The sequence below is a fragment of the Providencia sp. JUb39 genome, from assembly GCF_012272845.1.
Taxonomy (GTDB): domain Bacteria; phylum Pseudomonadota; class Gammaproteobacteria; order Enterobacterales; family Enterobacteriaceae; genus Providencia; species Providencia lanzhouensis.
Genome location: NZ_JAAWXD020000001.1, coordinates 966,614 through 989,946, shown reverse-complemented (window position 1 = coordinate 989,946; position 23,333 = coordinate 966,614). Strand labels below are relative to the sequence as shown.

Here is a 23,333-nt window from a genome sequence, read left to right as displayed (position 1 = left end):
AAACATTTTTGATGTCTTGCATTTTTATTTTTAAAGTTACAACTGGTACTATTAGAAGCAAACAAAAAGTGAATATATAGCTCAAAAAACAATCAAACAAAATGGCATCAAATAAAATTCATTAAGCTTTTAATAAAAAATAATTCAATGATAAATAAAGACTTATATATTTAAATTGAAATAGCATTAATATTAAAATATCGATAAGATCACATTTCTTTCATAAAACCATCTCACCAACGAAAAGTACCAGCTTTCCTTTGGAAAATCTCTTTTAAAACCCCACAGAAAACGATTCAATTAGTAAACACAAAACAAACATAAAATTAACATTATTCAAGCTTGCAACCTTTGTACGCCGACAACTCGCAAGCCCTCTTTGTTCTAAAACGAGGTAGACATGAAACCAGAAGATTTTCGTTCCGATGCTAAGCGCCCATTTAATAGCCAAGAATATCTAAAAAGTTTACAAGATGGTCGCGAGATTTATATCTATGGTGAGCGTGTTAAAGATGTCACCACGCACCCTGCTTTTCGTAACTCAGCAGCTTCTATAGGACAGTTATATGATGCGCTTCATGATAAATCGACTCATGACCAGCTTTGCTGGGGCACAGATACAGGCAACGGCGGGTATACACACAAATTCTTCCGCTTCGCAAAAAGTGCAGATGACCTACGCCAACAACGCGACGCCATCGCAGATTGGTCACGCCAAAGCTACGGATGGATGGGACGCACTCCAGACTATAAGGCGGCATTCGCCAGCTGTTTAGGCGCTAACCCAGAATATTACGGCCAGTTTGCCGATAACGCACGCAACTGGTACAAACGTATTCAAGAGAGCGGTTTATACTTTAACCATGCGATTGTTAACCCACCTATCGATCGCCATAAGCCCGCTGATGAAGTTAAAGATGTTTATATAAAGCTAGAAAAAGAAACTGATGCAGGTATTATCGTCAGCGGTGCAAAAGTTGTTGCAACCAACTCTGCGTTAACACACTACAACTTTATCGGTTTTGGTTCTGCACAAGTCATGGGTGATAACCCTGATTTTGCGCTGATGTTTGTTGCGCCAATGGATGCGGACGGTGTGAAATTAATTTCCCGCGCATCTTACGAGTTAGTTGCTGGTGCAACAGGAGCTCCGTTTGATTATCCGTTATCAAGCCGTTTTGATGAAAATGATGCCATTCTGGTCATGGATCATGTGTTAATTCCATGGGAAAACGTGCTGATTTATCGTGATTTCGACCGTGCTCGTAACTGGGCGGTACAAGGTGGCTTTGCTCGTCTGTTCCCATTACAAGCTTGTGTACGTTTAGCCGTCAAACTGGACTTCATCACAGGTCTTCTGCAAAAGAGCCTTGAATGTACGGGTGTTATTGATTTCCGTGGTGTTCAAGCGGATCTCGGTGAAGTGGTCGCTTGGCGTAACCTGTTCTGGTCACTGACTGATGCTATGTGTTCAGAAGCAAAAGCTTGGGAAGGCGGCGCGTTCCTGCCAGATACTCAAGCCATCCAAACGTATCGTGTTATGGCACCAATGGCCTACACCAAAATCAAAAATATCATCGAAAGTAACGTAACAAGTGGTTTGATCTATCTGCCATCAAGCGTTCGTGATATGAATAACCCAGAGATTGACAAATATCTGGCAAAATATGTTCGCGGTTCAAATGGGATGGATCACGTTGAACGTATTAAAATTTTAAAATTAATGTGGGATGCTATCGGCAGTGAATTCGGTGGTCGTCACGAGCTGTATGAAATTAACTACGCAGGAAGCCAAGACGAAATTCGTCTGCAATGTCTGCGTCATGCATACGGTTCTGGCAACATGAAAGCCATGACTGACATGGTTGACCGCTGCCTGTCTGACTATGATCAGCACGGCTGGAAGCGCCCTCACCTGCACAACAACAACGATATTAATCTGTTAGATTCGCTGCTGAAGTAATCGGCAGCAGGAGGTCAAAATGTCTTTAGAAAATGAACATCGCTTACGTTTCAGAGATGCGATGGCAAGTCTCGGTGCCGCTGTTAACATCGTCACCACGGATGGTCCAGAAGGTCGTTGCGGTATTACTGCCACTGCGGTTTGTTCTGTGACTGATACGCCACCGACTTTGATGGTATGCGTTAACCGCAACAGCTCTATGAATGCGGTTTTTCAAAAGAATGGCCGCCTATGCGTTAACGTTCTCAACCATGATCAAGAAGATTTAGCTTGTCACTTTGCGGGTATGAAAGGCTCGACAATGGATGAGCGCTTTGGATGGGACATGTGGGATAAAGGTATTTTAGAACAACCATTGTTAAGAAATGCCCTTGCTAATCTTGAAGGCGAAATTACCCAAGTACAAGATATTGGCACTCACTCTGTCTATATGGTTGAGATGAAAAAGATTGTTGTTAGCGATGATGGACATGGCTTGGTCTATTTTAAACGTAAATTCCATCCCGTTTTGCATAAAATCTTAGAGCATACCGCCTAATTTAACCTCCATTTTATTACGCTATTCTAAGCCCCTAAATTCATCGTTTAGGGGCTTTTTTTATTATATCTATCTAATGTAACTTTCTTAAATCAAATCCATTATCAGGCAATTTCTGTCTAATTGACACCGACCAAATTAGAGGTATACACTGGAAAAATACTTATATGACATCCTAATAAATAAAATAAAACAAAATATGAAATATCTTATAAATAATATTATTTATGACAGCCATCAGGGGTTGTTATATCGCGATAATATCGGCGATGCAATTAAACTAACTACCACACTAAACCGCTTATTATTGGTGTTAGTGCAAAATAATGGTGAGGTTTTAGATCGTGAAACATTATTAAGCCGAGTGTGGGATGAACATAACCAAGTTGCATCCGATAATAACCTTAACAGTAGCATTTCTGTTTTACGCCGTCATTTGTCCTCATTTTGTGAGGATGAAATAATTACGACTATACCTAAAGTGGGTATCAAGCTTAATGCGCAATTGCAGTTGTTATCATCAGAATTAAATCATGATGTCCAGCAAAAAGAACCTCAAGAAATATTACTTAATGAACCACAAAAAGCAGCCGTTATAGAAGAAACACCAAAAGAAAAAGCGCAAATAGTAAAGAAAAAAAGTTACATTCTCAATAACCGTTTTATTGAGCTAGCCTTAGTTGTGATTATTATTTTTTGCTTACTTTATCTTTTTAAAAGCTATTTTTTTGCTACGCGAACAGAATATCCTGAGGTGGGTCGCATTGATCAGTGCAGCATACGCTATATTAATAGTTACCATAAACCCGATACGACGACGATTAGTTTTACTGATTTACAAAATCAGTTAACACGGTTAAACATTGATTGCAAAAAACCGGCTACATTATTTTATTACAATGTTGGAATCGTCACGAATGATAAAAACCTCTATGATAACTTTTTATTTTTATCTTATTGTCCTAACACCCCCAAAGATAGTACAACAGTGAGTTGTGAGAATTTTTATGTCAAATAAGAAATCTATCAGGGCTTTTTGGCTACTGATTATTTCAACCATCTTAGTCTTCATTAGTAGCTATGTTTATTATAAAAACAGCACGGCCATTGTTCCGAGTTGCAGAGCAACACTGAAAATTGATATTTCGGATAGCCGTTCAGACTTAAAAGGCTATTACCTACTTAGTATTATTCCAAATGAGCATGACCCTGAGCATCATACCTTTGTGATGAATGGAACCATTAGCAACGATGGTAAAAGTTATGTTATCGCTCGCAAATTTTATATGAAATATGTCTACCAAGGCGGGCATTTTTTCTCACAAGTCGAACGGGTTGTTATTGATCCTAATGACCAAGCTCAAAATAAAATAAAAATACGGGGTATTCCGCAAGAAGGGCAAATTTATTTTGTAAACATAAAGCGTTTGAGTGAAAAAAACTATATTTTTGAAGAGAACTTCTCCCCTCTTTTTATTTGCACAATTTAATTTAAATCAGCAAACATTTCATCATGACAAATATAGAGCATCGAATTATGACATTTGATGCTCTATTTTTTTAATTTTTAAAAATTACTTATTAATTTACCTTAAAGCAAAAGTGATTAAAAACCCCATACATTACCACGGCGAAATAAAAACATTAAAAATCACGTTAAAAATATTAATATCGGAATTAAATATTTTACTTTATTAAAATATCAATACTTTATTTCAAAAAACTCCTCTGATGGATAAACTTGTTTTCGTCGAAATGACTTACACAAAAAGCCAATGCATGGATGCACTAGGCAATTTGCATTCACTTTAGGGACTAAAAATTACTTATCTTTAAGGATCTATCACATGAAATTAAATAAATTATCTGTTGCTGTTTTATTTGCAGCTTCTACTCTGTCTGCATCTGTTTTAGCTAGCGGCAACACGGGTGAATTACATTTTAGCGGTCAAGTTGTTAACTCCCCATGTAATATCGAATCTGAAAGCACCAAACAAGAAGTTCCATTTGGTCAACTGTCACGTGCTTCTTTAGAAGCAGGTAATGCAGCAGAGAAAGATATCTCTATTAAATTAAAAGAATGTAACTTCGACGAATTCAGTAAGGATACTGAAGGTAAATGGGTTGCAGTTAAAGATATCAAAATCACTTTCGGTGGTAAAAACTACGTTGGTACTAATAAAGAGTTCTTAGGCGTGACTGGTACCGCTAATAACGTTGGTATTCAAATTAAAGATTTCAAATTTGATGAAGCTAAATCTGTACTGAACCAAATTCGTAACAGACAAGGTGAAAACGTTCTGGAATTTACTGCATTAGCAAAACGTGTTGATGCTTCTACTCCAGTAACTGAAGGTGAATTCAACTCTATCGCTGACTTCAAAATCACTTACGAATAATTTTTATGGGAGGGGAAACCCTCCCAATAAAAAGGTTCATTATGCGAAATTTATCTTTCTTATGGTCAACACTATTATTAGCTCCTTTTATTTCTAATGCAGAATATACAGTTGATGGCGGAATTCGTGGTGAAACTGTTATGCGCGGATATATTGTTGCTGCGCCCTGCTCAATAGAAACAGACAGCCAATATCAATATATTAATTATGACCTTGTTTCTAAAAGTGACATCAATACAGAAGAAGCAAAAAATAATAATAGAAAAACATTTAACATTAAATTAAACAACTGCATTAGTGAATATGACAAAGATAATAGCAAAGGCATAAAAATTAAATTCTTTGCCAATAGTGATATCTACAACAATGCAATCAAACTGTCAGGTCCTACGGATGGTGTCGTTGTCTATATTTATGACACCAATAACAATTTAGTCACTCCGAATAAATCGTATTCTATTTCAAATAGCGCTATTTACTTTGATAGAAAAACAAAAGTCAGTTTTTTGAAATATGAAACAGAAATTGACACCATTAATAATGAGATTGAACCCGGAAATTACTTTGCCACGATTAAATTCAATGTAAGTTACGACTAATAAATATTTTAAATTAATTTATATGATAAGAACACTATGGCTAAATTTAATATTTTTCACCAGTTAATTATTATATCTTGCTTATCCAGTATTCCTACTGTTGCTTTTTCTGTTGAATTTAATACAGATATGCTTGATACCAAAGATACTCAGAATATTGACTTTAGCCAGTTTTCTCAGGCCGGATTTGTTATGCCTGGAAATTATCATCTAACGATTAAAGTCAATAATGAACGTTTGGGTAATGCCCGCGATATTACTGTAGGTGCGCCAACGTCTGCCGAAGATTCATTATTTAGCGTTGTTTGTGTTCCAGCAGCTATTACGGATCAACTCGGCTTAAAACCAGAAGCTGTTCGCTTAATTAAATATCGCGATAACGATCAGTGTATCGATTTGTCTGCGCTTGAAGGCAGTACCATGAGCGTGGATTTATCCACGTTAACACTGACGATCTTGATCCCGCAAAGTTATTTGGAATATACCGACCCTAGCTGGGTGCCACCTTCTCGCTGGGAAGACGGTATTAACGGCTTTTTACTCGACTACACCTTGACGGGCTCCTTTACCCGCCGAGATAGCGGAACAAAAGAATCCTATTTATCTGCGAACGGAACCACAGGGTTAAACCTCGGTGCGTGGCGTTTACGTGGGGATTACCAAGCAAACTACCGTAAATCATCGGGTAACTATAACAATGAATATAGCGATGCCATATTCAGCCGTTTATATGCTTATCGCTCATTAGCGAATATCGCCTCGGTTCTAACGTTGGGGGAAAACTATTTCTACTCGGCTATTTTTGATTCTTGGCAGTTCACGGGTCTATCACTAGAAACCGATGAAAACATGCTGCCACCGAAACTGACGGGATACGCCCCTGAGATCATCGGGATAGCTCAGACTAACGCCACGGTCATCGTCAAAAGCCATGACCGAATTGTTTTGGAGACGACGGTTCCCGCAGGTCCATTCCAGATCCAAACGTTGGATAGCTCAATCCGTGGAACCTTAGATGTCACGGTGCGTGAGGAAAATGGCGAAGAACAAAAGTTCAGCATTACTACAGCGGCGCTACCTTATTTAACACGCCCAGGGCAAGTTCGCTATAAGTTTGCCGTTGGTAAACCTCGTTACGATGGGCGTCACCTTGAAGGAGATATGACCGCATCGGGTGAACTCTCTTATGGACTTAATAATATTTGGTCTATTTATGGTGGTTCGATTTTATCCAAAAACTACCAAGCATTTTCAGCTGGTTTTGGGCGTGACTTATTCACCTTCGGGAGCTTGTCATTTGATATAACGCAGTCCCATGCAAAGTTACTCAGCAATACCTTAACAGGGCGCAGTTACCGTTTAAGTTACTCAAAATCGTTTGATGAGGCGAGAACCGACATTACCTTCGCAGGCTATCGATTCTCGGATGAAACCTATCGTTCATTGCAACAAACGTTGGACGAACGCCGTACAGGGATTGAAACCCAAGCACACAAAGAGAGCTATCAGGTCAATATTAATAAATATTTTGATGCGTTCTCACTGGGTGGAAACTACCAATACAACACGTATTGGAATAGCCAAACGGAAGAGCAATTTGGGGCCTATATCAACACCGCCTTCAATATTGCCTATTTAGGGTTAAAAAATATCAGCTTAACTGCTTCTGCGACACGCTCCAAAAGAGCGGGATATCAGGATGATGCCATTACGTTGTATGTCACTGTTCCCCTCACAATGGGCAGCAGCATGAGTTTCTCTGAGGGTTATACACGTGACCAAAATGGGCGCCGTTCTTCAACCCATAACGTGGGCTATAGCGGCTACAACGATCAGCGTAGTTATAACCTGAACGTAGGTTACCAAACGGGACAGTATCAAGACTCACAAACCAGTTTTAGTGGTTATTTGAGCCAGAACTTCCCAACGGCATCACTATCGGCCAATGCCAGTTATGTTCCCAACGAGTACCACACCGTTGGTGGGTCAATTAACGGAGGGATCACATTGGTCAAAGAGGGAATTGCGCTGCATCAGGCAGCTTATGGTGGAACGCGCTTAGTCGTTGAAACACCGGGAGCGAGCAACGTGCCATTAAACGGCGGTGTTTATAAAACTAACCGCTTTGGCTTAACCGTGCTCCCTAACGTGAGTAGCTATCGCAAAACAACAGCATCAATTAATACCAGTAAATTACCGAACAATATCGAAGCGTTAGAGAGTGTTGCCGAAGCCACATTAACCCGTGGAGCCATCGGTTATCGCAGCCTTAATGTTATCCAAGGGGAAAAAACCTTTGCCCGTTTAAAACTGGCAGACGGCACTTATCCACCCTTTGGCGCCAGTGTGCGTAATAAAAATAACATTGAGCTCGGCATTGTGGGTGAGCAAGGGATCACATGGATTGTCGGTGTGATGCCAAATGACCTGCTTAACCTTTACTGGGGAAATAAATTGCAATGCAGTACGCAAGTCACTGAGTTTAAAAACAGTGCAGAAAGCTACCCTGTATTAATTTGTCATTAGGAAACAATTTAAATGAAATCAAATATTTTTAATTTACTTCGCACCAGTGTCTTATTGACCTCTATCGGTGCAATGGGCGCCACTTACGCCGCAGTTACATTGGATCGTACTCGTATTATTTTTGATGGTGATCAGCAGTCTATTAACATCACTATTCGCAATGATAACCCCGAACTGCCTTACCTAGCACAATCATGGTTAGAAGATGCGTCAGAGAAAAAATTGGAAGCTGGCCCGATTATCGCGACGCCACCGATTCAGCGTATGGAGCCAAAATCCACTAGCTTAGTTCGTTTAAGCACTGCGCCAGATATCAGTAAGTTACCTCAGGATAGAGAGTCTCTGTTTTACTATAACTTGCGTGAAATCCCACCAAAATCAACGGAAGCAGGTGTTCTACAAATCGCCCTACAAAGCCGTGTAAAACTGTTTTATCGCCCAGAAGCAATTGTGGCGGATAGCAAAAAAGAGTGGGCAAAACAGGTAACACTAACCCCAACAGCCAATGGTTATCAGCTAAATAACCCAACAAGTTTTTATCTGACCGTTATCGGCATTGGTAACAGCCAGAAGCAGTCTGAGCAGAGTGATTTTGATGCTGTTATGGTGCCACCGAAATCAACCCATAACCTAAAATCAGCGAAATTTGCGACGCCATATCTCACCTATATCAATGATTATGGTGGAAAGCCATCACTGGCGTTTAAGTGCCAAGCATCGCAGTGCACAGTCACACCATAGACGTAACGGATAAACAGGAATATCAACATGAAACTGTATCACTTTGGGTTATCGCTCATGTTCGCCATGCCTGTATTGGCAGAAACGCCATCGCAACCCTCATTATTGGAAACAACAGGCACTGTTTATGTTCATGCGCGTTTTCTCATAACGCCTTGCCAGCCTAATGTGACGATGACGAGAGCGGTCAATCATGTCAATGAGCCTGTTTATCAATTTACTGTGAGTTATGCCCATTGTGTCACCCGCACTTATAACCAAACGTGGGCGCCATTCACGTTGAAATTTGCGGGTCAGCAATATGTTTTTTCAAAGCCGCAGACAAATAAAAGTATGACTTTTTTACTTCCAGCCGAAAGCTCAGCACGCCGTTTGGAGATTATTTATGACTAAAACATTCGCACTTATGGTTGGCATGAGTAGCTTGTTATTTACCAGCTACGGCAGCTTGGCAAATAGTCTATCCGTCTATTTTGAAGGGACACTGGTGCCTATCGGTTGTCGCTTATCCGACGATGACACGAAGAAAACGGTTTACTTATCAGGTCTGCGCTTTTCTGAACTTGAAAATCTGGGGCGTTCTGATGTTCAACCTTTTCAGTTGGATATCGTCGATTGCTCAACCGCGGCATTAAATAAGACCATCAAAATTACGCTAAATACTCAAGATACTGAAACTCACAATGGCGTCACCTATTTGAAAACAACCGGCGAGTCCAATGTGTTACTGGCGTTAACTGATGGCAAGAATGCTCAACCTTTGAAATTTAATACCCCGATTGATATCAGTACCGTCACGGAATCGGGAAAAGGCTCCATTAACCCACTGCAATTTGGGGTATATGCACAAAAGCCCTTTAACGGGCGGCTCAAAACAGGGAGTTTCTCATCCTTAGTCACTTTCAATCTGGACTACCAGTAGGAGAATGCAGATGAAAATATCCGGTTTTTTAGGGGCGATTTGCCTGCTAATGAGCAGCTTTTCACTGGCTGATATTTTAATTACCTTGGAAACCACATTGGTGCGTCCATCCTGTGTGATCACCAATGAAAATGGTGATAAAGAGCTGTATGTGAATTTTCAAAATGTCGCATTAGATCGCATAACAGAAGAAAAGCAAAACTTTGGGATCCTAATTAAACAGTGCGATCTGCGTAAAAATTTACGAATTTATTTATCCCCTAAAGAGGGGTCGACCCTCACGATTAATAACGAAACGGTATTAAGCACCACGATCCAAGGATTAGGGATCCGCTTTTCCCAAGCCAATAGAAATACCGCTATCAATCTACTGAAATGGGAGCCCATCTTCCCGTCAGTGAGTGGTGACACCGCCACATTGACCTTACAGTCACAATTAGTTACGAATCAAGTGCCTGAAACACTTGAAGTCGGCCCGTTTAGTGCGGCACTGTCAGTGATGATTGATTATCTCTAAAGTTAGGTAACGACAATGAAAAAAACATCTAAAACTTCGCTAATTTCATTAATGACCATGCTGATGTCACTGTTTCTCTATAGCCAAGTGTCTCATGGGTTAACTCGCTACTCATCCAGTGGCGGTGGCTATAGGATGAATCTTGTCTCCAATAACTCGGTCATCGCGAGCACTCCGACCATTGGAAGCAATGGCGAAAAATACTACTCCGTCGCTCCACCGAATAAAGAAGGTATTGTGATTAATGAAAGTTCATCACAGCCCTACGGTACTGTGTATTGCAAGGTGAACTTTTTAGTGGGTAACTACCAAAACGGACTGGCATGGAACTATGCCTTTCATCGTGTTTTTGCTTATATGCCAGAAGCTGGATTTAGCATTAAGGGGTTAACCGCTTATAAAATTAATGCGAATACTTATTTCACACTGTATTCAGACAATGGAATTACTCAGGGTTGGAAAAACATTTCTGGACGTGGGTGTTCTTCCGAAGAAATGGGGCCATTAGACGCAGGATTCTTCACCGTTCAATTCCCATTTGAAGTACGTATTTATGTGAAAGATATTCCCATTGATGGCAAAGTTGTTATTCCACCAGCAATGATTGCGGGCTATACCCGAATGTTCCAATATCCGGGTACACCTGATGTGTTCGTTCCAGCGGATAAAGCGAGTGTAAAACTGGATTTAACTCAGTCGGTGATTAACTACCCATCAAACTGTAAATCCAATATTGATAACTTAAATATCAATCACAATACACTGGATGCCATTGAATTTGATAGTAAACAAACCCGTACTGCAACCTATCAATGTGATAGAAGTCAGGGGGTTAGAGTAAAATTCGCCTTAGATTACGTTATGGATAACGATCCACAAAAGCGTGTGCCGCTGAAATCAGGTAATAACACGATTTACTCTGAGTTATCACTGTACGATGCAGAGAGTAACTACCGCGGTAAAACTATCGAAACCACCATTGATAAAGTGAAAAATATTGAAATCGAAAGCCACCTTTATGGATTAGATGCTGAGCCAGGAAAATACACTGGTAATGCGTGGTTAATTGCAACTTATTTATAATTAACATGCAGTATAAATTTTATGATTATGCTTTCTCGTGCTGTATTTATTAGTATTTTTATTATTTGGAATCTCGCCAGCATAATTTACATTGATAATTTAGGTAGCTTAAGGCAATCGCTGCCACAAAATATTATTAGCTGGTTAGCGATTGCATTAATTATTTCCATCATTGCATTTACCGTATTTTATAGAAAAAATCGGATTTTCATTACGATTCCTGCAATGTGTTTTTGTTTAGCGCTAGCCATATTAAGCATCAATCTTTTTTATCTAAAAGAAAGTCATAATGTTATATTTTGGTATTGGTCTGGTATTAGCGCAGGAGTCATACTGTATATTGTTGGACTGCAAATACGAGAAAAGTGGCTAATCCAATCTTTCTGTATTTACTGCTTTATCGCTATTAATGTTATTCAGTGTTTATTTACTATTTATCAGTACTTTTTTGAAACCAGTATTTTTTATTTTGCAACAGATATGCGATCATATGGTTTGACGCAACAAATTACCATTTTATCGGTTAACATGGCGATGAGCTGTATGTTTTCGTTGATGACCCTTGTGTTATCACAATTTAAACTCGCATCACTCATCCAAGAAAAATGCCGCATAACACTATTAAGTTTCTGTATTTTCTTGTTTACGGTGACGCTGGTTGTTCTGCAATCCATCACCACAACATTGAGTTTTGCAGTATGTGCATTTGTTTTTATCTGTTTGTTTTATCAAAAGAATAAAGTAAGGGTCAGTGTCAGCTATTTCATTATTGCCGTCGCTGTATTTATTGGAGTTTACCTTATTCAGCTATGCCCAAAGTACATCGACAGTGAGATAATCAACCGCTTTCACCTTAAACAAATGTTACGGTTTTCCATTTCACTGTTTATCTACCCACCAGCTGAAGTTTGGGAACAACCTTTAATTATTAATGCGAGCATGGAGAAAAATCAGCTCCCATTTTTAAGTTCTGAAAATTATATTGTCCCTCATATTTATAATGAAATATTGCGTTGGATTATGACTGGTGGGTTTATCAACCTTATTTTTATGTCACTAATAATAACGGGGGGTATATATGTTATTTATCAGTCAATTATTAAATATAAAAAAAATGGGAACGGTTACTCAATATCCTTGGTATTAGCATTAACGCCTATGGTTATTAATAGTAATTTAGAACACCCATTTTTACAATCAGTGTTACATTGGGGAATGATTATATTGTTTTTATCATTTTCAGATGCTTCATTCCCACTGAAAGAACAATCCAGTTTTTATATTAATAAACATCTTTCTTTATTGTTTAGTTTTAGCACTTTTATTATTGGCCTCATCGTTTTTATTATTGGATTAAATTTATTTAATGGTCAATCTTTCTTTCACACCAATATTTTCTCATTTGCATAATGAGAAAATTAAAAGATAAACGAGGACAGCATAATGACTCTCTATGACAATCAAATCTCCAATACTGATATTGGTGCAAAAGTCCGTAAACGCCGACTTTTATTGGGCTGGAGTGCCAGTATTCTTGGTAAAAAAACGGGCTTAAGCCAACAGCAGATCTCTCGCTATGAACGTGGAACTCAAAATTTTACAATCCACCGATTATGTATTTTTGCCAATGTGCTTCAATGTGATTTAAATTACTTTTTAGAGCGTAGAAATTCTTCGGTAACAGTACCGATTAATCTGTAATGCTGTTGTATTTATATCGCCGAAAACCTTATTTGATCGCGACATAATCATGCCCTCTAAGTCTATTTTTAGGGGGCATTTTCATTCCTAAAAGCAACCTAGACTGATATTTCTACATCGCTCGAACCTGCTAATTCAATAATTAGAAAAATAAATACTAATGTATTGTCCCGCAATTAGAGGCGCATTGTAATCGAGATATTAAATACGGTGATTTCCCCACGGATCATCAGAAGATGAATTGGCATCATCCATTGAATCGTCTTCTAGCATATCAAGATAGAGCGCTTCAACTTCAGCCCGCGCCCATGGCGTTCTTCGTAGGAATTTTAAGCTTGATTTTATACTGGGATCTTTGTTGAAGCAGTTGATTTTGATAATGTTGCCTAATTTTGCCCAGCCATAATGGTTAACTAATTCAGTTACCTGCATTTCAAGTGTAACCCCATGTAATGGGTCTTTAGATTTATGTTCAGTCATTTGCATTACCTTATAGGGCATTTCGGAGTGTTTAAAGCACGCGAAGATTACAAGAAATGCAAGGCGCTAGCAATCAATACAGGCAAGTCACAGGCACCTTAATGAAAACATAAAAAATCCCCCAGCAAGTTACCCTGCTGGGGGATGATTTATTCACAAGTTAAACTCGTAAATTACAGAACGTCTACACAGTTCAGTTCTTTGAATGCTTGCTCTAAACGAACAACCATTGAGTCTTGTGCTTTACGCAGCCACACACGTGGATCGTAGTATTTTTTGTTTGGCTTATCATCGCCTTCTGGGTTACCTAACTGAGATTGCAGGTAGCCTTCTTTCGCTTTGTAATACTGTAAAATACCATCCCATGTTGCCCACTGAGTATCGGTATCGATGTTCATTTTGATAACACCGTAGCTTACTGCTTCTTTGATTTCAGCAGCGCTTGAACCGGAACCACCGTGGAAAACGAAATCTAAGCTGTTGTGTGGCAGGTTAAATTTCTCAGACACGTAGTCTTGGGAATTACGCAGAATTTTTGGCGTTAATTGTACGTTACCTGGCTTATAAACACCGTGTACGTTACCAAAAGAAGCCGCGATAGTGAAACGTGGGCTGATAGCGTTCAGTTTTTCGTAAGCGTAAGCCACGTCTTCTGGTTGGGTGTACAGCGCTGAGCTGTCCATGCCAGTGTTATCAACACCGTCTTCTTCACCACCAGTACAACCTAATTCGATTTCCAGAGTCATGTCGATTTTCGCCATGCGCTCTAAATATTTAGAACAGATTGCAATGTTTTCTTCCAGAGATTCTTCTGACAGGTCAATCATGTGAGAAGAGAACAGTGGTTTACCGGTTTTCGCGTAGTGTTTTTCACCCGCATCTAACAGACCGTCAATCCATGGCAGTAATTTCTTCGCACAGTGGTCAGTGTGCAGAATCACTGGCACACCGTAGTGCTCTGCCATTTGGTGTACGTGGTATGCACCTGAAATTGCACCTAAGATAGCTGCTTGTTGCCCTTCAGCTTTCAGGCCTTTACCTGCGATAAATGCAGCACCACCGTTAGAGAACTGAACAATAACCGGAGCGCGTACTTTAGCTGCCGCTTCAAGTACGGCGTTAATTGAATCAGTACCAACACAGTTCACAGCTGGCAATGCAAAGTTATTTTCTTTGGCAACCGCGAAAACTTTCTGTACATCATCACCAGTGATAACACCTGGTTTAACAAAATCAAAAATTTTAGACATGTGAAAAGGTCCTGTGGTGAACAGGCAGCCTACGCTGCCTGTTGTGTATGAACAAATTAATTACGCTTTAGCACGTTCTTCTAGCATCACAACGGCTGGGAGCTTTTTACCTTCAACGAATTCAAGGAAAGCACCGCCACCGGTAGAAATGTATGAAATCTTATCAGCGATACCGAATAAATCGATCGCCGCTAGGGTGTCACCACCACCAGCGATTGAGAAAGCGTCACTGTCTGCAATAGCACGAGCAACGATTTCTGTTCCCTTACGGAAGTTAGGGAATTCGAATACGCCCACAGGGCCGTTCCAAAGAATGGTTTTCGCATTTTTCAGAATTTCAGCCAGACGTTCTGCGGATTCATCACCTAAGTCCAGAATTTGCTCATCATCTTTGATAGCGTTACTTGCTTTCAGTGTTGCTTCAGCAGTTTCTGAGAACTCGGTAGCCACGCGAACATCAGTTGGCACTGGGATTTGGCAGTTAGCCAGTAATTTTTTCGCTTCTGGGATCAGGTCCGCTTCATACAGTGAGCGCCCCACATTGTTGCCTTCTGCTGCGATGAAAGTATTCGCGATACCACCACCCACAATCAGTTGGTCAGCGATTTTAGACAGGGAATCTAATACCGTCAGTTTAGTGGAAACTTTAGAACCGCCTACGATAGCAACCATTGGGCGCGCTGGGTTACCTAACGCTTTGCCTAATGCTTCTAATTCGTTGCTTAACAGCGGGCCTGCACACGCAACTGGTGAAAATTTAGCAACGCCATGCGTTGACGCTTGAGCACGGTGAGCAGTACCGAATGCATCCATTACGTAGACATCACACAGTGCAGCATACTGCTTAGAAAGCGTTTCGTCGTCTTTCTTCTCGCCTTTGTTAAAGCGCACGTTCTCTAAAACAACTAATTCGCCAGCAGCGACATCAACACCGTTCAGGTAGTCTTTAACTAAACGAACTGGGTTGTCTAATTTTTCTGCCAGATAGTCAACAACAGGTTGCAGTGAAAACTCTTCATTGTACTCACCTTCCGTCGGACGACCGAGGTGGGAAGTAACCATGACTTTAGCACCTTGTTTCAGCGCTAATTCAATTGTTGGTAATGAAGCACGGATACGTGCATCTGAAGTAACTTTACCGTCTTTAACAGGAACGTTTAGGTCCGAACGAATGAAAACGCGTTTACCCGCTAAGTCCAAATCGGTCATCTTAATTACAGACATGGTGAATCCTCTTGTTGATTCTCTATAAAGTTTTCATTAGCGACTGTGCGAGGTGGTCAATAGTGTATTTACCTATTGTGCCCCGCTGTCTGTCAGGCGCCAATTAGTTTAAACCTGTTGCTGCCATCGCTAGGGTTGTATCTAGCATCCGGTTAGCAAACCCCCATTCGTTATCACACCAAACCAGGGTTTTGATTAAGTTCTTGCCGCTAACTCGTGTTTGCGTGCCATCAATAATCGCGCTGTGCGGATCATGATTAAAATCCATCGAGACTAACGGTAGTTCAGTATAGTCTACTATACCACGAAAATGCCCGTGCGCGGCGCTCTGTAATAGCTTGTTAACTTTATCAACACAAACATCCGCATCTACAGTGACACTTAAGTCAATGGCGGTGACATTAGTGGTTGGAACGCGTACAGAAATCGCTTCAAAGCTGCCTTGGAATTTTGGAAAAATTCGAGTGATCCCCGCTGCTAATTTGGTATCAACAGGAATAATCGATTGGCTCGCTGCGCGCGTTCTGCGTAAATCTTTATGGTAAGCGTCAATCACGGGTTGATCATTCATGGATGCATGAATGGTGGTGACGGTGCCTGACTCGATACCAAATGCATCATCCAACACTTTGATGACTGGAATAATACAGTTGGTAGTACAAGACGCATTGGAAACGATGTTATCGCTTCTTTGTAGGCTATCATGGTTAACGCCATACACAATGGTCGCATCGAGGTCATCGGTTCCTGGATGGGAAAAAAGCACTTTTTTCGCGCCGGCTTGCAGATGCTTTAACCCATCTTCGCGAGAGCCGTAAACACCCGTGCAATCTAATACCACATCCACACCGAGCTCTTTCCAAGGTAGCTTGCTGATATCCGCTTGATGGAAAAGACGCATACTGTCATCTCCAACTTGTAGCTGGTCGCCATTAAGGCGAACATCCCACGCAAAGCGTCCGTGACTTGAATCATATTTCAGCAAATGAGCGATACCTTCAGGTTCCGCTAATTCATTAACCGCAACAACGACAATTTCTGCCCGGCGACCTGATTCATATAACGCTCTGAGAACACTTCGACCAATTCGACCGAAGCCGTTTATTGCTACCCTGATTGCCATTCTACACCTTGTATCTGAGCAAAATCACACGGTTGCTAAGGATAACTGACTACCACCAACTCTACTGCTCATTTTAACTGTCAAACATCAAAAGTGTGCTTCACTCGACATTTTTAAAATTTATTTACATTATTTCAAATACAACTGAAACGGTTCAGCTTATTGAGTTTTAGATTAAGGGATATATTTAGAGAACGCAATAGAAAAACAAGAAACGGTGCACAAAAAAACAACGCCCCAATACCAAACTTGATATTGAGGCGTAAATTAGGTTAATTCACTTGATTTTCAGAGGCGCGACCGTTTATTCAGAACACACCTCAAGCAATTAAATGAATTATTTCAGCAGAGATTTTGCAGCTTTAACGGCGTTTTCAACCGTAATGCCAAACTCTTTGTACAGTTGCTCAGCGGGTGCTGATTCACCGAATGAGTGCATACCGATGATAGCACCATTCAGACCTGTGTATTTGAACCAGTAATCTTCGATACCCGCTTCGATAGCCACACGAGCACTGACGTTTGCAGGCAGGACGGCTTCACGATAAGCCGCATCTTGCTTGTCGAATGCATCTGTAGAAGGCATAGAAACAACGCGAACTTTACGACCTTCCGCAGTCAGTTGGTCAGCTGCTTTCACCGCTAATTCAACTTCAGAACCTGTCGCAATAAAGATCAGTTCAGGCGTGCCTGCGCAATCTTTCAGGATATAAGCGCCTTTCTCGATATTTGCTAATTGCTCAGCGGTACGAGGTTGCTGTTCTAGGTTTTGACGAGAGAAAATCAGTGCGCTTGGACCATCTTTACGCTCAATGGCATATTTCCATGCAACCGCAGATTCTACTTGGTCACATGGACGCCATGTGCTCATGTTTGGTGTCACACGCAGGCTTGCCAGTTGTTCTACTGGTTGGTGCGTTGGACCATCTTCACCCAGACCGATAGAGTCATGGGTGTAAACGAAGATGCTACGAATTTTCATCAGCGCTGCCATACGTACTGCGTTACGTGCGTATTCAACGAACATTAAGAATGTTGCGCCGTAAGGGATGAAACCGCCGTGCAGAGCGATACCGTTCATGATAGCGGACATACCGAATTCACGAACACCGTAATGGATGTAGTTACCCGCTTTGTCTTCGTTCAGAGGTTTAGAGCCAGACCACATGGTTAAGTTACTTGGCGCTAAGTCCGCAGAACCGCCCATGAATTCTGGTAATACTTTACCGAATGCTTCTAACGCATTTTGAGATGCTTTACGGCTTGCGATGTTCGCAGGGTTTTGTTGCAGATTTTCAACAAATTTTTTCGCTTCTGCATCAAAGTTCGCTGGCAGTTCACCCGCCATACGACGTTCGAATTCTTTCGCTAATTCTGGGTATGCTTTTGCGTATGCCGCAAATTTTTCATTCCAAGAATGCTGTTTTTCTTTACCGGCTTCGCGTGCATCCCAAGCTTGGTAAATATCTGCTGGGATTTCGAATGGACCGAATTTCCAGCCCAGTGCTTCACGAGTTGCTGCGATTTCTGCATCACCTAAAGGTGCGCCGTGAACCGCTTCTGTGCCTGCTTTGTTTGGTGAACCAAAACCGATAACGGTTTTGCACATAATCAGCGTTGGTTTGTCTGATTGTTTGTGTGCTTCGTTCACTGCTGCGTTGATTTGGTCTGCATCGTGACCATCGATGTCACGGATAACGTGCCAGCCGTAGGCTTCGAAACGTGCTGCGGTATCATCAGTAAACCAGCCTTCGACTTCACCATCGATAGAGATACCGTTGTCATCGTAGAATGCGACCAGTTTATTTAATTTCAGGGTACCCGCTAATGAACAGACTTCGTGGGAGATACCTTCCATCATACAACCGTCACCCATGAACACATATGTGTGGTGGTCGACAACGTCATGACCTGGACGGTTAAATTGTGCCGCTAAAGTACGTTCTGCAATCGCAAAACCCACTGCGTTTGCAATACCTTGACCTAAAGGACCGGTAGTGGTTTCAACACCTGGCGTATAACCATATTCTGGGTGACCCGGGGTTTTAGAATGTAATTGACGGAAGTTCTTTAACTCATCAATAGATAAGTCATAACCGGTCAGGTGCAGCAAGCTGTAAATCAGCATTGAACCGTGACCGTTAGACAGTACGAAGCGGTCGCGGTTAGCCCAATGTGGATCTGCTGGGTTATGATTCATATGGTTGCGCCAAAGAACTTCAGCAATATCAGCCATGCCCATTGGTGCGCCAGGGTGCCCTGATTTTGCTTTTTGAACCGCATCCATACTTAGAAAGCGGATAGCATTAGCAAGGGTTTTACGAGTCGTCATTAGTATACTCCAAGTAGGATAGAACGTACTTAAACCAATATTCACAACGCAATAGGGAATCATTGCGGTTTATAGAGTTAGCCTCAATAATTCGAGCCGCAGGTGCATAAAAGCTTATTAGACCTACCCACAACTTGAAGTTTGGCGATGAGACCCTACGAAACTAGCGCAATTTCATCCATACAGCAATTATTTGAAACAATATGACAGCAGACTGCGGATCTTTATCGCAACCGTCAAGCTGAATCCATTCCATTGCGCAAAATATCCCTTTGAGTTCTTCGTTTTGCGCAATTGCCTGACCTTATTAAACCTGAGTTCACCACTTAGGATCAAGGTGATTTATGCATCTTGAGTAATTAGCCGCAATATTAGTGATATTTGGCAAATTTTTCACTGGTAAACCCGCACAAAACAACAAGGGCGCTCATTTTTGCGCCCTTGTTTTCACATTGCTTTCTTTTTGATTTTTTTATCGCGATTAACGCTCTGTCATCGCTTGTTTCATCCGCGTGATAGGCTTAATCAGGTAATCAAAGACGCTTTTCTCTCCCGTTTTGATATCCACCGATGCCACCATACCTGGAATGATTTCCATTTTATGGTTATTTTTGTCTAACAAGTAATTGGTATCTGTTTCGACAAGAATGCGGTAGAACGTTTCATCCGGATTAAGCTTCAATTCACTTCGACGATTATCATTACTCAGCGTGTCTGGGCTGATTAACTTCACGACCCCATTCAAGCCACCATAAATGGCATAATCATAAGCAGTGACTTTAACGACCACCGGCATTCCCGGTCTTAAAAAAGCGACGTCTTGTGGGCGAATATAAGCTTCCACCATCAATTTATCATCGAGGGGAATGATCTCAAGGATGTCTTGCCCCGTATTCACCACGCCACCAATGGTATTGATCTTAATATTTTTTACGATGCCATGAACGGGCGCGCGGATCTCCGAGCGAGTGACAGGATCTTCACGCATACTCATGGTCTCTTCCGCTTGATCCAGCTCCGATTCCACTTTCACCAACTCAGCGTTTGCTTCCGCAAGGTAGTTATTCATGCGTTCATTAATTTGCGTCGCTAATTCAACCGATTGTCTTTCCATACGCAGAATTTCCACATTGGAAACCAACCCTTCTTTCGCCAGCGGTTTGGTAATAGCGATTTCTCGGTCTAATAACCCTTTGCTTTGACGTAAGCCTGCAATAGCTTGATCACGCTGCGTTTTTTTCGCGTTATAAGCATTGGTTTCACGCTCGACTAAGTCTTGATCCGTTATCTTTGAGAAATCAGGAACTTCGTTGCGAGATTCTCCCTGCAAACGCGCTGAGATGGCTTCAAGGTTTTGCACTCGCGCTTGGCTTTCACGCAATAATGCCATACTGCGCGCATCATCCAGCTTCAGCAAAATCTGCCCTTTTTCGACAATATCCCCTTCTTTGACGTACATCTCTTGGATATTGCCAGGGTCGATACTTTGAATGACTTGCTCACGGCTACTTGGAATAATGGTTCCTTGCCCACGAATGATCTCTTCTAAGTGACTGTTATACGCCCAGACCACAAAAATCGTCAGTAACAGCGCCAGAAAGATAATAGGCAAAAACAGTAAGTTACTGCGCTCTTTTCTCATTACCGATTCTAAATCATGAGAAAAGTCACTGGAAAAAGTGCGATGCTCTTTTGGCGCTTTACCATATTGATCCATTTTAAATCGCCCCTTCTTCTTTATTAATGACGTGCCTAACCTGTGAAACGACTCGCACTTGTGGCGTAGACTGTGGAGCGGGTTTATCTGTCGTTACCGTGCCAGTGGCTTGCTCCGTTTGTCCTAACGCTTTTAAGACTTTCTGCTTCGGTCCATCAATTAAGATTTTGCCTTCATCCATCACGATAATGCGGTCAACTAAACGTAAAATTGGCAACTTGTGGGTAACGACAATCAGCGTTTTATCTTTCGTCCACGCCTCTAGCGCATCAAGCACCAATTTTTCGGTATCCACATCAATGCCCGTGGTTGGCTCATCCAGTAACACCACATTTGGGTTATGTAGGGTTAACTGCGCCAGTGCCACCATCTGTTTTTGTCCGCCTGAAAGCCCTAAACCATCTTCCCCTAGCGGCATATCAAGCCCGGCTGGATGCTGACGAATAATTTTATCGAGCTGGAAGCGTTTGAGCGCACGCACTAAATCGTCATCGCTGGAGTAGCCATCAAGACGTGCTAAATCCAAGTTTTCACGTAAGGTTCCGAAGAATAAACGCGGCTTTTGCGTCAGCATACCGACTTTGCTTCTGAGGAAAATCGGGTCAATTTGGCGAATATCGAGATCATCTAAGCTAATATTCCCTTGCTGTTGCTCATATAAGCCTGTCAGTAGCTTCAGTAATGTACTTTTTCCGCCACCGATTTTGCCGAGGATCGCGACTTTCTCCCCCGCTTTGATCTCTAAGTTAATGTTGTTTAATGCTGGCTGCCCATCTTTATTATATTGATAGGTCACATTGGTCAGTCGTAATGTTCCATTAACGGAAGTCGGCGAGATGTATTTCTTATGATCTTCACGCTCGATAGGACGGCTAAAGATATTTCGTACGCCGGCTAATGCCATACGCGCTGATTGGAAACGTGTTGCCAGCCCTGCGATCTGCCCAAGCGGTGCTAGCGCACGACCCGATAAGATCACACTGGCGATCAGCGCCCCCATCGTAATACGCGAGTTCACATCGTTCGCGTGGATCAGGTAAGTTCCCAAGCACACTAAACCGACGGTATTGAGCTGCTGCATCGCCGCACTGAAGTTGACCATAAAATTGGTCAGATTGCGCACGGCGATGGATGAAAATGCCGTTTTCTCGGTAAGCATTTCCCAGCGTTGTTGCGCCCAATTCACCGCATTATTCAGCTTTAAGGTTTCGATCCCTTCAATGGATTCCACCGCTAAGCCTTGGCGTTGAGATGTTTCTTTCATTGAGGCGTTGATCCCTTTCGCCAGTGGCTTTTGGATCAAAAGACCTGCGATCACTACAATCGGGATAATCGTCAGTGGCACTAATGCTAGGTAGCCACCAATCATGCTGATTACGCCGATAAACAGCAAAATAAACGGCAGATCGACGAGGGCTAATAAGCTCGCACTGGTCATAAACTCACGAATGGATTCGAAGTCACGTAAGTTGTTCGCATACGATCCTGATGATGCTGGGCGCTTATCAAGGCGGATCCCCATCACGCGGTGGAAGAGCATGGCGCTGATCACAATGTCCGCTTTTTTCCCTGCGATATCTAATAGATAAGATCGCAGCATTTTGGCGAGAAACTCAAAACCAATGGCCAGTACAACGCCGATGGTCAGTACCCATAAGGTTTCGTAAGCTTGGTTTGGGATCACTCGGTCATACACGTTCATCACATACAAGGAACTGATTAATGCCAATAAGTTGATCACAAATGATGCGATGACCACTTGGTAGTAATATTTTTTATAACGCCAAATCACTTTCCAGAAACCGCTAGCTTCGTATTTATCAATTTCCGAACGGGTTTCTGAGCGAATATTGCGTTTAATAAACCAGCTGTAGCCGCTGTAGTTCGCTGCCAGATCTTGCACACTTAATGTTTGACGTAAACCTTCTTCCGTTAAGATCTCAAAATGACGCCCATGTTCGCCATCTTCAATTTTGCTGATCACTACCGATTCATTGTTTGCTAATAGCACCAGAAATGGCGCCGCAATCGTCGGGATCTTATGCAGATCGATTTCAATGATCTGGTTATCAAATTGGTGTGAGTTCAACACACTCGCCAGCGAGGCATAATCAAAAGATTTCGATTCCGTGCGTTTAGTTTGTGCTAATAAAATTTCTGGTGAAAGGGTATAACCCAAACGCTTAGTAACTAAAGATAGGTTATTAATAATGTTCAT

Annotated in this window: 21 protein-coding genes; 14 read left to right on the top strand and 7 right to left on the bottom strand. The window is 41.6% G+C overall.

Annotation, left to right across the window (positions count from 1 at the left end):
* The first annotated feature begins 400 nt into the window (after window positions 1–400).
* From hpaB to HFU86_RS04270, 14 genes are all read left to right on the top strand, one after another.
* Window positions 401–1,963: a 4-hydroxyphenylacetate 3-monooxygenase, oxygenase component gene (gene hpaB / locus HFU86_RS04335; protein WP_108479482.1), complete on the top strand. Its 1,563-nt coding sequence runs from the start codon at window positions 401–403 to the stop codon at window positions 1,961–1,963.
* A gap of 19 nt (window positions 1,964–1,982) precedes the next feature.
* Complete coding sequence (gene hpaC, locus HFU86_RS04330) at window positions 1,983–2,501, top strand: 4-hydroxyphenylacetate 3-monooxygenase, reductase component (protein WP_036953999.1); 519 nt, start codon at window positions 1,983–1,985, stop codon at window positions 2,499–2,501.
* Between the two features lie 199 nt (window positions 2,502–2,700).
* Window positions 2,701–3,519, top strand: coding sequence for a winged helix-turn-helix domain-containing protein (locus HFU86_RS04325; RefSeq protein ID WP_187128786.1), 819 nt, complete (start codon window positions 2,701–2,703; stop codon window positions 3,517–3,519).
* Complete coding sequence (locus tag HFU86_RS04320) at window positions 3,509–3,991, top strand: FidL-like protein (RefSeq protein ID WP_132496214.1); 483 nt, start codon at window positions 3,509–3,511, stop codon at window positions 3,989–3,991. The genes HFU86_RS04325 and HFU86_RS04320 overlap by 11 nt, the downstream gene beginning before the upstream one ends.
* A gap of 357 nt (window positions 3,992–4,348) precedes the next feature.
* A complete protein-coding gene (locus tag HFU86_RS04315) occupies window positions 4,349–4,900 on the top strand; it encodes a fimbrial protein (RefSeq protein ID WP_036953990.1) in 552 nt (183 codons plus the stop codon).
* Between the two features lie 41 nt (window positions 4,901–4,941).
* Window positions 4,942–5,499, top strand: a complete 558-nt coding sequence (locus HFU86_RS04310) for a fimbrial protein (protein WP_036953988.1) — start codon at window positions 4,942–4,944, stop codon at window positions 5,497–5,499.
* Between the two features lie 36 nt (window positions 5,500–5,535).
* Window positions 5,536–8,025, top strand: coding sequence for a fimbria/pilus outer membrane usher protein (locus HFU86_RS04305; RefSeq protein ID WP_132496213.1), 2,490 nt, complete (start codon window positions 5,536–5,538; stop codon window positions 8,023–8,025).
* Between the two features lie 12 nt (window positions 8,026–8,037).
* A complete protein-coding gene (locus HFU86_RS04300) occupies window positions 8,038–8,766 on the top strand; it encodes a fimbria/pilus periplasmic chaperone (protein WP_187128785.1) in 729 nt (242 codons plus the stop codon).
* A 27-nt stretch (window positions 8,767–8,793) separates the two neighbouring features.
* Complete coding sequence (locus HFU86_RS04295; protein ID WP_187128784.1) at window positions 8,794–9,159, top strand: hypothetical protein; 366 nt, start codon at window positions 8,794–8,796, stop codon at window positions 9,157–9,159.
* The gene (locus HFU86_RS04290; RefSeq protein ID WP_036953980.1) at window positions 9,152–9,688 is read left to right on the top strand and encodes a fimbrial protein; all 537 of its coding nucleotides are present in this window, start codon (window positions 9,152–9,154) and stop codon (window positions 9,686–9,688) included. The genes HFU86_RS04295 and HFU86_RS04290 overlap by 8 nt, the downstream gene beginning before the upstream one ends.
* A gap of 10 nt (window positions 9,689–9,698) precedes the next feature.
* Window positions 9,699–10,205: a fimbrial protein gene (locus tag HFU86_RS04285; RefSeq protein ID WP_036953978.1), complete on the top strand. Its 507-nt coding sequence runs from the start codon at window positions 9,699–9,701 to the stop codon at window positions 10,203–10,205.
* Window positions 10,206–10,220: 15 nt separating this feature from the next.
* Window positions 10,221–11,288 (top strand): adhesin, encoded by a 1,068-nt coding sequence (locus tag HFU86_RS04280; RefSeq protein ID WP_132496210.1) that lies wholly within the window; start codon window positions 10,221–10,223, stop codon window positions 11,286–11,288.
* Between the two features lie 21 nt (window positions 11,289–11,309).
* Window positions 11,310–12,698: an O-antigen ligase domain-containing protein gene (locus HFU86_RS04275; RefSeq protein ID WP_132496209.1), complete on the top strand. Its 1,389-nt coding sequence runs from the start codon at window positions 11,310–11,312 to the stop codon at window positions 12,696–12,698.
* Window positions 12,699–12,731: 33 nt separating this feature from the next.
* Complete coding sequence (locus HFU86_RS04270; protein ID WP_036953973.1) at window positions 12,732–12,989, top strand: helix-turn-helix domain-containing protein; 258 nt, start codon at window positions 12,732–12,734, stop codon at window positions 12,987–12,989.
* 201 nt (window positions 12,990–13,190) lie between these two features.
* Here HFU86_RS04270 and HFU86_RS04265 read toward each other — a convergent pair whose 3' ends face one another.
* The 7 genes from HFU86_RS04265 to HFU86_RS04235 all read right to left on the bottom strand — a co-directional run bounded on the left by HFU86_RS04265 (window position 13,191) and on the right by HFU86_RS04235 (window position 23,333).
* Window positions 13,191–13,469, bottom strand: a complete 279-nt coding sequence (locus HFU86_RS04265) for a VF530 family DNA-binding protein (RefSeq protein ID WP_132496208.1) — start codon at window positions 13,467–13,469, stop codon at window positions 13,191–13,193.
* Window positions 13,470–13,642: 173 nt separating this feature from the next.
* On the bottom strand, window positions 13,643–14,719 hold the full coding sequence (fbaA, locus tag HFU86_RS04260) for a class II fructose-bisphosphate aldolase (protein WP_132496207.1): 1,077 nt from the start codon (window positions 14,717–14,719) through the stop codon (window positions 13,643–13,645).
* Between the two features lie 60 nt (window positions 14,720–14,779).
* Window positions 14,780–15,943, bottom strand: a complete 1,164-nt coding sequence (pgk, locus tag HFU86_RS04255) for a phosphoglycerate kinase (protein ID WP_132496206.1) — start codon at window positions 15,941–15,943, stop codon at window positions 14,780–14,782.
* Window positions 15,944–16,046: 103 nt separating this feature from the next.
* Window positions 16,047–17,066 (bottom strand): erythrose-4-phosphate dehydrogenase, encoded by a 1,020-nt coding sequence (gene epd / locus HFU86_RS04250; protein ID WP_036953966.1) that lies wholly within the window; start codon window positions 17,064–17,066, stop codon window positions 16,047–16,049.
* Window positions 17,067–17,403: 337 nt separating this feature from the next.
* Window positions 17,404–19,398, bottom strand: coding sequence for a transketolase (gene tkt / locus HFU86_RS04245; RefSeq protein ID WP_187128783.1), 1,995 nt, complete (start codon window positions 19,396–19,398; stop codon window positions 17,404–17,406).
* A gap of 481 nt (window positions 19,399–19,879) precedes the next feature.
* Entirely contained in the window at window positions 19,880–21,115 is a 1,236-nt protein-coding gene (locus HFU86_RS04240) for an HlyD family efflux transporter periplasmic adaptor subunit (protein ID WP_132496204.1), read from the bottom strand.
* 1 nt (window position 21,116) lies between these two features.
* Window positions 21,117–23,333 carry a type I secretion system permease/ATPase gene (locus tag HFU86_RS04235; RefSeq protein WP_187128782.1) on the bottom strand — a complete coding sequence of 739 codons (2,217 nt, stop codon included), beginning with the start codon at window positions 23,331–23,333 and terminating at the stop codon, window positions 21,117–21,119.

Bases quoted from the DNA above. Each gene is read 5' to 3' on its own strand.
- HFU86_RS04265 (WP_132496208.1), bottom strand. From the start codon at position 13,469: ATGACTGAACATAAATCTAAAGACCCATTACATGGGGTTACACTTGAA.
- HFU86_RS04290 (WP_036953980.1), top strand. From the start codon at position 9,152: ATGACTAAAACATTCGCACTTATGGTTGGCATGAGTAGCTTGTTATTT.
- HFU86_RS04275 (WP_132496209.1), top strand. From the start codon at position 11,310: ATGATTATGCTTTCTCGTGCTGTATTTATTAGTATTTTTATTATTTGG.
- HFU86_RS04310 (WP_036953988.1), top strand. From the start codon at position 4,942: ATGCGAAATTTATCTTTCTTATGGTCAACACTATTATTAGCTCCTTTT.
- hpaC (WP_036953999.1), top strand. From the start codon at position 1,983: ATGTCTTTAGAAAATGAACATCGCTTACGTTTCAGAGATGCGATGGCA.
- HFU86_RS04240 (WP_132496204.1), bottom strand. From the start codon at position 21,115: ATGGATCAATATGGTAAAGCGCCAAAAGAGCATCGCACTTTTTCCAGT.
- fbaA (WP_132496207.1), bottom strand. From the start codon at position 14,719: ATGTCTAAAATTTTTGATTTTGTTAAACCAGGTGTTATCACTGGTGAT.
- HFU86_RS04325 (WP_187128786.1), top strand. From the start codon at position 2,701: ATGAAATATCTTATAAATAATATTATTTATGACAGCCATCAGGGGTTG.
- HFU86_RS04300 (WP_187128785.1), top strand. From the start codon at position 8,038: ATGAAATCAAATATTTTTAATTTACTTCGCACCAGTGTCTTATTGACC.
- HFU86_RS04315 (WP_036953990.1), top strand. From the start codon at position 4,349: ATGAAATTAAATAAATTATCTGTTGCTGTTTTATTTGCAGCTTCTACT.
- epd (WP_036953966.1), bottom strand. From the start codon at position 17,066: ATGGCAATCAGGGTAGCAATAAACGGCTTCGGTCGAATTGGTCGAAGT.
- HFU86_RS04270 (WP_036953973.1), top strand. From the start codon at position 12,732: ATGACTCTCTATGACAATCAAATCTCCAATACTGATATTGGTGCAAAA.
- HFU86_RS04280 (WP_132496210.1), top strand. From the start codon at position 10,221: ATGAAAAAAACATCTAAAACTTCGCTAATTTCATTAATGACCATGCTG.
- pgk (WP_132496206.1), bottom strand. From the start codon at position 15,943: ATGTCTGTAATTAAGATGACCGATTTGGACTTAGCGGGTAAACGCGTT.
- HFU86_RS04295 (WP_187128784.1), top strand. From the start codon at position 8,794: ATGAAACTGTATCACTTTGGGTTATCGCTCATGTTCGCCATGCCTGTA.
- tkt (WP_187128783.1), bottom strand. From the start codon at position 19,398: ATGACGACTCGTAAAACCCTTGCTAATGCTATCCGCTTTCTAAGTATG.
- HFU86_RS04320 (WP_132496214.1), top strand. From the start codon at position 3,509: ATGTCAAATAAGAAATCTATCAGGGCTTTTTGGCTACTGATTATTTCA.
- HFU86_RS04305 (WP_132496213.1), top strand. From the start codon at position 5,536: ATGGCTAAATTTAATATTTTTCACCAGTTAATTATTATATCTTGCTTA.
- hpaB (WP_108479482.1), top strand. From the start codon at position 401: ATGAAACCAGAAGATTTTCGTTCCGATGCTAAGCGCCCATTTAATAGC.
- HFU86_RS04285 (WP_036953978.1), top strand. From the start codon at position 9,699: ATGAAAATATCCGGTTTTTTAGGGGCGATTTGCCTGCTAATGAGCAGC.
- HFU86_RS04235 (WP_187128782.1), bottom strand. From the start codon at position 23,333: ATGAACATTATTAATAACCTATCTTTAGTTACTAAGCGTTTGGGTTAT.